Here is a 12698-nt window from a genome sequence, read left to right as displayed (position 1 = left end):
GTCGGTTGATGTCGGCGGTCGTGGTGCCGACGCCGGGCGACGGTGCCGGCACCGGCCGCCGGTACGCCCGGCTGGCCCGGCCGGCGGTCCTGGCCGCGGTCTTCGTCTGTGCGGCCTGCGGCCTGGTGTACGAGCTGGCGCTGGTCGCCCTGGGCAGCTACCTGATCGGTGACACCGTCGGTCAGGCGTCGATCGTGCTGGGCGTGATGGTCTTCGCGATGGGCGTCGGTGCGTTGGCGGCCAAGCCGCTGCAGCACCGCGCGGTAGTGGCCTTCGCCGCGGTCGAGCTCATCCTGGCGCTGCTCGGCGGGTTGTCGGTGCTGGGCCTGTACGCCGCCTTCGCCTGGCTGGACCTCTACGCGCCCGCGCTGGTGGCGACCGCGTTCGTGCTGGGGCTGCTGATCGGGGCGGAGATTCCGCTGCTGATGGTCCTGCTGCAGCGGATCCGGGCGCAGGCGGCGGGTAGCGCGGTCGCCGACCTGTTCGCGGCCGACTACGTCGGTGCCCTGCTGGGCGGTCTGGCCTTCCCGTTCCTGCTGATCCCGTTCTTCGGCCAGTTGCGTGGGGCGCTGCTGGTCGGCGCGGTGAACGCGCTGGCCGGAATCCTGCTGGTCGGCACGGTTTTCCGGGGCGATCTCGGCCGCCGGGGCCGGGCCGGGGTCGCCCTCGCGGCCACGGTGGTGATGGCGACGCTGGCCGGTGCCTATCTGGTGGCGGCGGACTTCGAGGTGACCGCGCGCCAGCAGCTCTACCGGGATCCGGTGGTGCACGCCGAACGCAGCCGCTACCAGGAGATCGTCCTGACCCGGGCGGTGTCGCCGGTCGCCGACGGCTCCGACCTGCGGCTGTACCTCGACGGGGATCTGCAGTTCAGCTCGGTGGACGAGTACCGCTACCACGAGGCGTTGGTCCATCCGGCGCTGGCCGGGCGGCGGGACCGGGTGCTGCTGCTCGGTGGGGGGGACGGGCTGGCCCTGCGCGAGGTGCTGCGCTACCCCGACGTCGCCTCGGTGACGGTCGTCGAGCTGGACCCGGCGGTGGTCGCGTTGGCCCGGGCCGAGCCGGACATCCGGGCGCTCAACGGCGCGGCCTTCGACGATCCGCGGGTACGCCTGGTGCACGCCGACGCGTTCGCCTGGCTGCGCGGTGCACCAGGGGTGTTCGACGCGGTCGTCGTCGATCTGCCGGACCCGGACCAGACCGCGACGGCGAAGCTCTACTCGGTGGAGTTCTACTCGCTGGTCCGGCAGGCCCTCGGTCCGCAGGGCAGGATGGTGGTGCAGGCCGGGTCCCCGTACTTCGCGCCGCGTGCCTTCTGGTGCATCGAGGCGTCGGTGCGGCATGCCGGCTGGACGACCCGGCCGTACCACGTCGATGTTCCGTCGTTCGGTGACTGGGGTTTCCTGCTCGCGGTCGCCGAGGGTGACGGGGACGGGCCGGTGCCGACGCCGCAGCTATCTGCGGAGGCGCCCGCGCTGCGCTTCCTGGGCCCCGAGGTGCTGCGGGCGGCACAGGTCTTTCCACCGGACCGGGGCCCGGTGCCGGTCGAGCCGTCGACGCTGCTGGATCCCCGGGTGCTCACCTACAGTCGGGCGGCGTGGCGCGGCTACTGACCCGTTGTGCCCGCGCGATGTGTGGACGATCACCGGCTGCGGGTGAGCGGTACCACCGGCAGCCAAGCAAGCGACCGGTATGTTCGGTGGCTGGTTGGCCAGCACGAGGGGGTGCCCGATGGCGACGGGGTCGGACTGGATGACGCCGGGGGCGCACCCGGTCGCGGACGGGGTGTACCGGATTCCGCTGCCGATGCCCGGCGACGCGCTGCGGGCGGTCAACGTCTACGCGATCGAGGACGACGCCGGGCTGGTGTTGGTCGACGCCGGTTGGGCGGTGCCGGCCGCCCGTAAGGCTCTCGAGGCAGCGCTCGGTGACCGTGGGCACGACCTCGCCGCGATCCGCCGTTTCCTGGTCACTCACCTTCACCAGGACCACTATTCGCAGGCGGTCGCGATCCGGCGGGAGACCGGGGTGTCGATCGCGCTCGGGGCGGGAGAGCAGCCGAGCCTGGAGTTCATGGCGGCCGGCACCGACGAGCCGTACGCCGCCCCGCTGGCCCAGTTGCGCGCCGCCGGTGCCGCCGACCTCGCCGACCAGGTGAAGCGGCTGACCTCCGACGCGGAGCAGCCGGAACTCGACTGGCAACCGCCGGACGAGTGGCTGTCCGGCGAGCGGGAGGTGGCGTTGTCCGGCCGCCGGTTGCGGGCGTTGCCGACACCGGGCCACACCGCCGGGCACTACGTCTTCCGCGACCCGCAGGCCGGGCTGCTCTTCGCCGGTGACCACGTGTTGCCGGGTATCACCCCGTCGGTCGGCTTCGAGGCGGTGGCGGCGCACCGCCCGCTGGGCCGGTACCTGGAGTCGCTGCGGGCGGTACGGGCGTTGCCGGACGCGCTGCTGCTGCCGGCGCACGGGCCGGTGGGCGACAGCGTCCACCGACGGGTGGACGAACTGCTGGCCCACCACCGGGACCGGTTGGCCGAGATGGCGGTTGCGGTCGGTGCCGGCGCACGGACCGCGTACCAGGTGGCGCTGACCCTGCCCTGGACACGACGTCGCCGGGCGCTCGACGATCTGCCGCCGTACCACCGGATGCTGGCGGTCAACGAGACGGCGTTGCATCTCGACCTGCTGGCCGAGCAGGGCCGGGTGGCGGCGCACCGGGTGGACGGCGTTACGGCGTACCGGCCGGTGACCTGACCGTGGGTCTACCTGTGGCCTGAGCACGGGTTTCGCGGCGGTGCGGGATGCGGTAGTGTGGGCCACCAAGCAAGCGCTTGTGAGGTGATCGTGATGCTGTCAGCCGACCCGACGCCGATCCCGGCCCCCGGCGGCCGTCGATGACGGTGATCAACCGACCGGCCGACCCGACCGGCCTGCTACGCCCCGGCATTCTGATCGACGGACAGTGGCGCGACACCGGCACCGGCGGTCGACGCGACCACGTCGACCCGGGCACCGGCCGCGTCCAGCAGAGCTTCGCCCTGGCCGGGGCCGCCGAGGTGGACGAGGCGGTCGCCGCCGCCCGGGCCGCCGCCCCCGGCTGGCGCAACTGGCCCACCGACCGGCGTCGTCAGGTGCTGTCCCGCCTCGGCGACCTGATCCGGGCCAACGCCGCCGACCTCGCCGCGATCAACGCGCTCGAGGTCGGCACCCCGGCGGCCCTGTCGTACGGCCGCTACACCACCGGCCAGACCTTCTTCGACTACTACGCCGGCTGGCTGGACAAGGCCGCCGGCGACGCACTGCGGATGCCCGGGGCGTTGGACCTGACCCTGCTGGAACCGGTCGGCGTGGTCGGCGCGATCCTCACCTGGAACCACCCGCTGGCAAACATCCAGACCACCGTCGCCCCGGCGCTGGCCGCCGGGTGCACGGTCATCGTCAAACCACCGGAGCAGGCCCCGTTCGCGGCGTTGCGGTTCGGTCGACTCTGCGTCGAGGCCGGACTACCGCCCGGCGTGGTGAACGTCCTGCCCGGCGGCCCGGCGGTCGGCGACGCCCTGGTCCGCCACCCCGAGGTGGACAAGATCGGGTTCGTCGGCGGTCCGGCGACGGCGAGTCGGATCCAGGCGGCGGCCGCCCCGACGCTCAAGCCGCTGCTGCTGGAGCTCGGCGGCAAGAGCGCGTCACTGGTCTTCCCGGACGCCGACCTCGACCGGGCCTGCCGGTTCGCGCTGCTGATCACCGCCAACAGCGGCCAGGGCTGCACCATCCCGACCCGGATGTTCGTCCACGACGACGTGTACGACGAGGTGCTCGGCCGGCTGCTGGACGGCCTGCGGGCGGTCACCGTCGGCGACCCGTTCGACCCGGCCGCCCGGATGGGACCGCTGATCGACGCGGCCGCCTGCGAGCGGGTCGTCGGGACCATCGACCGGGCCCGGGAGAACAACACCGGTGACCTGGTACTCGGCGGGCACCGGCTGGGCGGTGAGCTGGCCGACGGCTACTACGTCGCCCCGACCGTCTTCTCCGACGTCGACCCGCACAGCGAACTCGCCACCGAGGAGATCTTCGGCCCGGTGCTGTCGGTCTGCCGGTTCGACGGCGAAGCCGAGGCGGTCGAGGCGGCCAACGCCAGCCGGTACGGGCTCGCCGGCTACGTGCACACCCGCGACGTCGACCGGGCGATGCGGGTCGCCTCGGCGCTGGCCGTCGGCAACGTCGGGGTCAACGGGGCCGGCGCGCCCGCCGGGCCGTTCGCGCCGTTCGGCGGGGTGAAACAGAGCGGCTACGGCAAGGTCGGCGGGCTCGCCGGACTGCTGGAGTTCAGCCGGGTCAAGAACGTACTGCTGGCGATCGACGAATGAGTCCGTCCGGCGGACCGTCGGGCGGCGGAGAAAGAGGGGTCGGGATGACACCACTGGTGGACGGAGCGGTGCTGGTCACCGGTGCCGGATCGGGGATCGGGGCGGCGACCGCACTACAGGTCGCGGCGGCCGGCGCGGCGGTCGCCGTCAACGACCTCGACCCGGCCGCCGCCCAGGTCACCGCCGACACGGTCGTCGCCGTCGGCGGCACCGCCTACCCCGTCGCCGGGGACGTGGCCGATCCACGGGCCGCCGCAACCGTGGTGGCCGCCGCCGTCAACCGGCTCGGCCGGCTCACCGGTCTGGTCAACAACGTCGGCGTGGTACGCGGCGGAGCACTGCGGTCGGTCAGCCCGGACGACTGGGACGCGATCATGCGGATCGACTGCGCCAGCGCGCTCTACTGCAGCCAGGCCGCACTGCCCGCGATGACGTCGGGCGGCGCGATCGTCAACATCTCGTCGCTGTGCGGCATCCACGTCGCTCCCGGCGCCGGCGCCTACAACGCCGCCAAGGCTGCGGTGATCGCACTGACCCGGCAGATGGCGCTGGAATGGGGTCCGGACGGCATCCGGGCGAACGCCGTCGCGCCGGGCATCGTCAGCGGCACCAACTTCTCGGCCAGCAGCCGCGACCCGCAGGCCGCCCAGCGCCGCGGTGCCGCCGTACCGCTGGGTCGCACCGGGTCCGCGACGGACATCGCCCCGGTCGTGGTCTTCCTGCTCGGCGACGCCGCCCGCTACGTCACGGGTCAGGTGATCGCCGTCGACGGCGGGCTGGGCGTCGCGTTGCAGACCCTGCTGCCGGCATGACCGGCGGGCCGGGCGGTGATCCGCTGGCCGCACCGCTGACCGTCGGCCGGCACCGGCTGCGCAACCGGATGGTGATGACCCCGCACCTCGGCCGGCTGCCGCCCCGACGGCTGCGGCGGTACGTGGCCGAGCGCGCCGACGGCGGGGTGGCGATGATCGTGCTGCCCGCCGGCCAGGGGGTGTACGCCAACCCGGTCTACCCGCTGTACGCCTGCCCCGGTGACCCGGACGGCTACGCCGACCCCGACGCGGTCTCGTTTCACGTCCGCGACCCCCGGCACCGCCGGGTGCTGCTCGCGGCGGCTCACGAGCACCTGGTCGGGCTCGCGGACGCGGCGCACGGCGGCGGAGCGCTCGCCGTCGGCCAGATCCACCACCCGGGCGCCGAACGCGGCTGGGACAACTTCCAACCGGCCCTCGCCCCGTCGCAGGTACGGGGCGACGACACCGGAGCCGTCCCGCACGCGCTCACCGCCGCCGAGATCGACGACCTGGTGACCGGCTACCTCGCCACCGCCACGGCGATCGTCGCCGCCGGGTTCGACGGTGTCGAACTGCACGCCGGCCACGGATACCTGCTGAACCGGTTCCTGTCCCCGCACTACAACCGGCGTACGGACCGGTACGGCGGCTCCCCGGCCGGCCGGCTGCGGCTGATCCGCCGGATCCTGCGCGTGGCGCGCGCCGAGCTGGGGGACCGGTCGCTGCTCGGTGTCCGGCTCACCGCCGGCGAGGAGGTGCCGGCCGGCATCGACGCCGCCGGGGCGGCCGGGATCGCCGCCGGCATCGCCGATCTCGTCGACTACGTCAACCTGTCGCTGGGCAACCACGACGGGCTGCGCGACGGCCGGCCGGCGACCGCGTACACCGGATCCTGGCTGGTGCCGCCGGCGCCGGCGGCGCAGACCGCCCGACAGGTCCGCGCCGTGGTCGACGTGCCGGTCCTGGTTTCCGGCCGGATCACCGACCCGACGATCGCCCGTAACCTGGTCGCCGACGGCGCCGCCGACCTGGTGGGACTGGCCCGGGCGCTGATCGCGGACCCCACTTTCCCCCGGCGCGCGGTCAGCGGGGACGACGCCGGCATCGTCCGCTGCGTCGCCTGCAACGAGTGCGTACGGGTGCCGTTCTCCTGCCCGGCGAACCCGGCCGCCGGTCGGGAAGCCGAGTTCGACCCCCGGCCAGCTGCGCCGCCCGCCGGGCCGGCTCCCGTCCGGCACCGGCGGGCCCGTCGGCGGATCGCCGTCGTCGGCGCCGGTCCGGCCGGGGTGGAGGTGGCGGTCGGTGCCGCGGCGGCCGGAGCCGAGGTGACCCTGATCGAAGCCGCCGACGCGGTCGGCGGGGCACTGCGCCACCTGGTCGGCACGCCGCTGCTCGCCGACTGGGCGCCGCTGCTGCACCGGCTCGAGCAGCGGCTGGCCCCGCTGCTGGACCGGCCGTCTCCCGCCGGCGGGCGGGTGGTCCTGCGTACCGGCACCACCGCCACCGCCGACCATCCTGATCTGATCGGCGCGGACCTGGTGGTGCTCGCCACCGGCGGCCGGCCCGGCCCGGTCGGCTTCCCCGTCGACCGACCGGTACTGACCACGATGGATCTGATGGCCGGTCGTCGGCCGCCGCCGGGCACACCGGTGCTGGTGGTCGGCGGGGCCGAGCGGCACCTCGAGCCGCTGCTCGCCGCCGACCTGCTGGCCGGGGAGGGCTGGCCGGTCCAGGTGTGCACCGAATGCGTCGACATCGGACCTGATCTGGATCAGCGGACCAGGCCGGCGGTGCTGCGTCGGCTGTACGGCCGGGCGGTGGGGTTCGCCCCGATGAGCAGGGTGCACCGGTGGTCCGGCGGGGCCGTCGAGGTGGAGCAGTTGTTCACCGGGCACCGGTCGATCCTCGACGCCGGTGCGGTGGTTCTCGCGCACGGCCGTACCGCGAACGACGGCCTGCGCGCCGCGCTGCCGGCGGACCTCGAATGTCAGGTGGTCGGCGACGCGTTGGCGCCACGCCGGCTGACGCACGCCGTGCTGGAAGGAGCCCGGTGTGGATCCGCGCTGTCCGCCGCCGACCGGCGATAGCTCCGAACCGCCGGTCGACGTGCTGGTGGTCGGTGCCGGCCTGGCCGGCTGGTGCGCGGCGGCCCGCGCCCAGCAGGCGGGCGCGTCGGTGGTCGTCGTCGAACGGTCCCGCCGGCGCCCCGGCTGGGGCAACTCGGTGCTGTCCGGCGGTGCCCTGCACGCCGCGCTGCGCGATCCGAGGACCTCGCCGGACCAGTTGCGGGATCAGGTGCGGGAGTTGACCGACGGCCGGGCCGACGAGGCGGTGCTGCGTACCTGGAGCGAACGCCTGCTGCCCACCTTGGACTGGCTCGTCGAACACGGTGCCCGACTGGTCACCGACGGCGACGCCGCGCACCGGGCGCGGGTGTTCGCCCCGGTGCGCCGCACCGAGCCGGGCCGGCGGTACGCCGGCTTCGGCGTCTGGGCCTTCCTGCGCGGGCTCGCCGACGAGTTCACCGCCGCCGGCGGCACACTGCGTCAGCCGGCCCGGGCCCGACGGCTGCGGCCCGCGCCCGGTGCCGCCTGGCAGGTCGGGCTGGACCTGCCGGGCGGTGCCACCGAGTGGATCACCAGCCGGGCCGTGGTCCTCGCCGACGGTGGGTTCCAGGCCGACCCGGGCCTACGTCGCGACCTGCTGGCCACCGACCGGGTGCTGCTGCGCGGCGCCGGCACCGCGACCGGCGACGGCCTGCGGATGGGCCGCTCGGCCGGCGCGGCGCTGGTCCCGGACGCCGGGTTCTACGGCCACCTGCTGGTCCGTGAGGCGCGACAGGACCATCGACTGTGGCCGTACCCGATCCTGGACCCGTTGGCGGCGGTCGGGATCGTCGTCGGCCCGGACGGTCGGCGGCTGGTTGACGAGAGCCATCACGGGGTGACCACGACCAACGCGGTGGCCCACGGCCCGGCGCCGGACGGCTGCTGGCTGATCGTCGACGACGACGGGTGGCGCACCGAAGGTCGGATCGGCGACCCGGCCCCCAACCCGTACCTGCTCGATTGCGGCGCCACCGTGCTGACCGGAACCGGTCCGGCGGACCTGGCGGCACGAGCTGGCATCGACCCGGCCGGGTTGTCCGCCACAGTGGCGCAGTTGCGGGCGGCGCCGGAGAACGCGTGGCCGCCGCGCACCGGCCGACTGCGGCTGGCCGTACCGCCGCTGCGGGCGGTGCCGCTGGTGGCCGGGGTCACGTTCGCGCTCGGCGGGCTGTGGGTCGACGGCCGGGCTCGGCTGCGCGACGCCGCCGGCCAGCCGATCGGCGGGCTGTACGCGGCCGGCGCGACCATGGGCGGGCTGCACGGCGGCCCGCGCGCCGGATACGCGGGCGGGTTGCTCGAGGCGGCGGTCTTCGGACTGGTCGCCGGCGAGGAAGCGGCCCGGCGGTCGCGGTGACCCCCGGCGATGGCCCGGCCCCGGTTCGCCGGCTCAGCCGGTGAGGTGACAGGCGGACCAGCCGCCGCCGGCGACCGGCACCGGCTGCGGGGTCACCTCGGCGCACACCGACATCGCGTGCGGGCAGCGGGTGCGGAACCGGCAACCCGACGGCGGGTCGATCGGGCTGGGGATCTCTCCGGTCGGGGTGCTCCGGCCGGCGAGCCCGTGACTGGCCGGGGTCAGCATCGAGGCCAGCAACGCCCGGGTGTACGGGTGGGCAGGGCTGGCGTACACCCGGCTGGCGGGACCGCTCTCCACCACCCGGCCCAGGTACATCACCGCCAGCTCGTGGCTGACATGGTGGACCAGCGCGAGGTCGTGGGCGATGAACAGGAAGGCGATGCCCTCGGCGTCCTGGATGTCCTGGACCAGGTTGACGATCTGCGACCGGGTGGAGACGTCCAGCGCGCTCACCGGCTCGTCACAGATGATCAGCTGAGGTTCGAGCGCCAGCGCGCGGGCGAACGAGATCCGCTGTCGTTGGCCGCCGGACAGCGCCCGCGGCGACCGGCGGGCCAGCGCCGGATTCAGACCGACCCGTTCCAGCAGCTGGCCGATCCGGCGGCGGCGCTCGGCCGGGGTGAGCCGGGAGTGCACCACCAGCGGTTCGGCGATGCTCTGCCCGACCGTCATCGACGGGTCCAGCGAGGCGTACGGGTCCTGGAACACCATCTGCATGCCGCGTCGGTGTGACCGCAGCTCGCCCCGGCTCATCGCGGCGAGGTCCCGACCGAGGAAGGAGACCTCCCCGCTGCTGGGTTCGATCAACCGCAGGGCGAGCCGGCCGACGGTCGACTTGCCGGATCCGCTCTCGCCGACCAGGCCGAGGGTCCGGCCACGGGCCACCGTCAGGTCGACGCCGTCGACCGCGTGCACCACCACCCGGCGCAGGCCGAGCACCCCGCGCCGGACCGGGAACTGTTTGCCGAGGCCGCGCAGTCGCAGCACGGCCCCGTCCCCGGCATCGGCTGCAGCACCGTCGTCGGTCGGATCACCGGTGCCGGCATCCTCGACGGCCGCCTCGCCCGTGGCCAGGTCCTCGCCCGTGGCCAGGTCCTCGACACCGGTGGCGGGTGCCGGGCCGGTGCCGGGCAGCTCCAGCTCGGCGTGCCGGCCGCACCTGGTGCCCCGGTCGCCGCCGTCCAGCACGGTCCACGGCGGGTCCGTGCGGGTCCACTCCGGCGTGGCGTGGGCGCACCGGTTGGCGAACCGGCAGCCGGTGGCGGGGAAGTGGCCCGGGCGGGGCACCTGGCCGGGGATGACCGGCAGCCGGGTGGCCTTCTCGGCGACCTCCGCGCTGGACGAGATCAGCGCCGAGGTGTACGGGTGCCGGGGTGCGGCGAACACGTCGCGGACCGGGCCGGACTCGACGACCTGGCCGGCATACATGACGCTGAGCCGTTGCGCCATGGTGGCGATGACGCCGAGATCGTGCGACACCAGCAGCAACGACATCCCCAGCGCGTCACGCAGGTCGCCGAGCAGCTGCAGGATCTGCAGTTGGACCGTCACGTCCAGGGCGGTCGTCGGTTCGTCGGCGATCAGCAGCTCCGGTTCGCCGGCGATGGCCATCGCGATCAGCGCCCGTTGGGCCATCCCGCCGGACAGCTCGTGCGGATAGCTGGCCACCCGCTGCTGCGGGTCCGGGATCCGGACCAGGTCGAGCAGTTCCACCGCGCGGGCCCGGGCCTGCCGGCGGTTCATACCGGTGTGTCGCAGCAGGCTCTCGACGATCTGGTTGCCGACGGTGAACGCCGGGTTCAGGCTGCTCAACGCCTCCTGGAAGACCACGCCCACCCGGTTGCCGCGGAACCGGGTCAGTTCGGCGGGGGAGCGGCCGGTGAGCTCCTGCCCGGCGAGACGGATCGAACCGCCGGTGATCCGGGCCCCGGGCGGCAGCAGCCCGGCCAGGGCGAGACAGGTGATGCTCTTGCCGGAGCCGCTCTCGCCGACCAGACCGAGGGTCTCGCCGGCGGCGACGCTCAGATCGACCTGCTCGACCAGGTGCACCGGGTCACGTCCGGACCCGACGCTGACGGTCAGGCCGTCGACCTCCAGTAGTGGTCGGGTCGTGGTGCTCGCGACGGTCATCGGTTGCCCGCTTTCTGCTGGTGCCCGCCGGACAGGGCCTGGCTGAGTCCGTCGCCGAGCACCTGGAAGGCGACGACCGTCAGGGTGATGGTGAGGCCGGGGATGAAGATCAACCAGGGGGCCGAGGCGACCGACGAGAACGCCCGTTGCAGCAGGTTGCCCCAGCTCGCCTCCGGCGGCTGGATGCTGAGCCCGAGGTAGCTCATCGCGCCTTCGGCGACGATCGCCACGGCCATCGTGATGAAGACCTGGACGACCAGCGGACCGGCGATGTTGGGCAGCACGTGCCGCAGCACCGACCGTAGGTGGGAGACTCCGATCGAGCGGGCCGCCTCCAGGTAGGTCTCCTCGCGTACCGCCAGTGCCTGGATCCGGCTCAGCCGGGCGAAGATCGGCACGAAGATGACCGCGAGGGCGAACATGGCGTTGCGCAACCCGGGCCCGAGCACGCCGACGATGGACATCGCCAGCAGCAGGCCGGGGACGCTGAGCACGGCGTCGATCAGCGTCATCACCAGCCGGTCCACCCAGCCGCCGAAGTAGCCGGCGGTCACCCCGAGCAGGACCCCGCCGAGCAGGCCGAGTCCGACGGCCTGCAGACAGGCCAGCAGTGAGGACCGGGAGGCGTACAGCAGCCGGCTGAGCATGTCCCGACCGAGGTCGTCGGTGCCGAGCCAGTGCGCGGCCGACGGCGGGTCGAGGATCGCCCGGAAGTCGGTGGCGTACGGGTCGTACGGGCTGACCAGCGGTGCGGCGACCGCCAACAGGCTGAGCAGCACCAGGTAGCCGAGGGCGACCATGGTCATCGGCTGGCTGCGGATCCGGGCGACGAGGGTGTCCCCGCGGTCGCGGCGGTCGAGCCCGTCCGGCTCCGGCCCGGTGCCGGGCCCGGCGGTGTCGTCGGGCGCGGCGGTGGACGCGGCGTCGTCGGTGCGCACTGGTCGGCTCATGAGATCCGCACCTTCGGGTTGAGGAGTCCGTAGGCGATGTCGACGAGCAGGTTCGCGGTGAGCACGACCACCGCGGAGACCAGGACGACGGCCTGTACGACGGTGAAGTCCCGGTTGAGGATGGCGTCGATGGCGAACTTGCCGAGCCCTGGCATGCCGAAGATGGATTCGACGATCACCGCGCCGGACAGCAGGTGCCCGAGCCGGATGCCGAGCACGGTGATCGCCGGCGCCGCCGCGTTCTTGAGCGCGTGTTTGCCGATGACGGTGCGCGCCGGCAACCCCTTGGACCAGGCGGTACGGATGTAGGGCTGGGAGTACGCGTGGAGGAAGCCGGTGCGTAGTTGGCGGGCCATCTCGGCGGCGGTGAACACGCCGAGGGTGATCGACGGCATGATCAGGTGCTGAGCCCAGGGCAGCACGCCCTCGCTGAGCGGGGTGTAGCCGGTGGCCGGCAGCCAGCGCAGCTGCACCGCGAAGATGGTGATCAGCATGGTCGCCAGCCAGAAGTTCGGGACGGCCAGGCCGGCGGCGCTGCCGAGCAGGCCGAGCCGGTCGACGGCGCGGCCGGCGTAGACGCCCTGCAGGATGCCGGTCGGTACGCCGATCAGCAGCACGACGAGGAGGGTGCCCAGGGCGATGCTCGCGGTCAGCGGTGCGCGGCGCAGGATCTCGTCGCTGATCGCCCGGCCGGTGACCAGCGAGTCGCCCAGGTCGCCCTGCAGGATGCCGCCGAGCCAGTGCGCGTAGCGGACCAGGAAGGGATCGTCGAGGCGTAGCTGTTGACGCAGTGCGGCCAGCTGCTCCGGGGTGGCGTGTTCGCCGGCGATCGCCATCGCCTGGTCGCCGGGGAGCAACGCGACCAGGGAGAACGCGCCCAGCGAGACGATCAGCAGGAGCGGGATCGCCGACAGGAGGCGCCGGAGGACGAGGGTGACCATTCGTGGGTGATCCTTTGGCCGCCGGAACGCTGGCTGACCAGCATCTGA

General features: G+C 73.8%; 9 protein-coding genes. 6 read left to right on the top strand and 3 right to left on the bottom strand.

The annotated features are described in order from the left end of the window. Positions 1 to 8 precede the first annotated feature (8 nt). From EDC02_RS13430 to EDC02_RS13405, 6 genes are all read left to right on the top strand, one after another. Positions 9 to 1613: a polyamine aminopropyltransferase gene (locus tag EDC02_RS13430; protein WP_123602247.1), complete on the top strand. Its 1605-nt coding sequence runs from the start codon at positions 9 to 11 to the stop codon at positions 1611 to 1613. A 118-nt stretch (positions 1614 to 1731) separates the two neighbouring features. After that, positions 1732 to 2757, top strand: coding sequence for an MBL fold metallo-hydrolase (locus tag EDC02_RS13425; RefSeq protein WP_123602246.1), 1026 nt, complete (start codon positions 1732 to 1734; stop codon positions 2755 to 2757). 140 nt (positions 2758 to 2897) lie between these two features. Continuing rightward, positions 2898 to 4370: an aldehyde dehydrogenase gene (locus EDC02_RS13420; RefSeq protein WP_123602245.1), complete on the top strand. Its 1473-nt coding sequence runs from the start codon at positions 2898 to 2900 to the stop codon at positions 4368 to 4370. Positions 4371 to 4414: 44 nt separating this feature from the next. Then, entirely contained in the window at positions 4415 to 5182 is a 768-nt protein-coding gene (locus EDC02_RS13415; protein ID WP_158632189.1) for an SDR family NAD(P)-dependent oxidoreductase, read from the top strand. Beyond that, entirely contained in the window at positions 5179 to 7251 is a 2073-nt protein-coding gene (locus EDC02_RS13410) for an FAD-dependent oxidoreductase (RefSeq protein WP_123602243.1), read from the top strand. Before EDC02_RS13415 ends, EDC02_RS13410 begins: the two co-directional genes overlap by 4 nt. After that, complete coding sequence (locus EDC02_RS13405; protein ID WP_123602242.1) at positions 7217 to 8626, top strand: FAD-dependent oxidoreductase; 1410 nt, start codon at positions 7217 to 7219, stop codon at positions 8624 to 8626. The genes EDC02_RS13410 and EDC02_RS13405 overlap by 35 nt, the downstream gene beginning before the upstream one ends. Positions 8627 to 8659: 33 nt before the next feature. Here EDC02_RS13405 and EDC02_RS13400 read toward each other — a convergent pair whose 3' ends face one another. From EDC02_RS13400 to EDC02_RS13390, 3 genes are read right to left on the bottom strand one after another with little or no spacing between them, the layout of a single operon-like run. Further along, positions 8660 to 10759, bottom strand: coding sequence for a dipeptide ABC transporter ATP-binding protein (locus EDC02_RS13400; RefSeq protein WP_123602241.1), 2100 nt, complete (start codon positions 10757 to 10759; stop codon positions 8660 to 8662). Then, on the bottom strand, positions 10756 to 11709 hold the full coding sequence (locus EDC02_RS13395) for an ABC transporter permease (protein ID WP_123602240.1): 954 nt from the start codon (positions 11707 to 11709) through the stop codon (positions 10756 to 10758). The genes EDC02_RS13400 and EDC02_RS13395 overlap by 4 nt, the downstream gene beginning before the upstream one ends. Further along, on the bottom strand, positions 11706 to 12650 hold the full coding sequence (locus EDC02_RS13390; RefSeq protein WP_158632188.1) for an ABC transporter permease: 945 nt from the start codon (positions 12648 to 12650) through the stop codon (positions 11706 to 11708). Before EDC02_RS13390 ends, EDC02_RS13395 begins: the two co-directional genes overlap by 4 nt. Positions 12651 to 12698: the final 48 nt, after the last annotated feature.

Source organism: Micromonospora sp. Llam0, assembly GCF_003751085.1.
GTDB lineage: Bacteria > Actinomycetota > Actinomycetes > Mycobacteriales > Micromonosporaceae > Micromonospora_E.
This window is presented reverse-complemented; position numbering and strand designations above follow the sequence as displayed.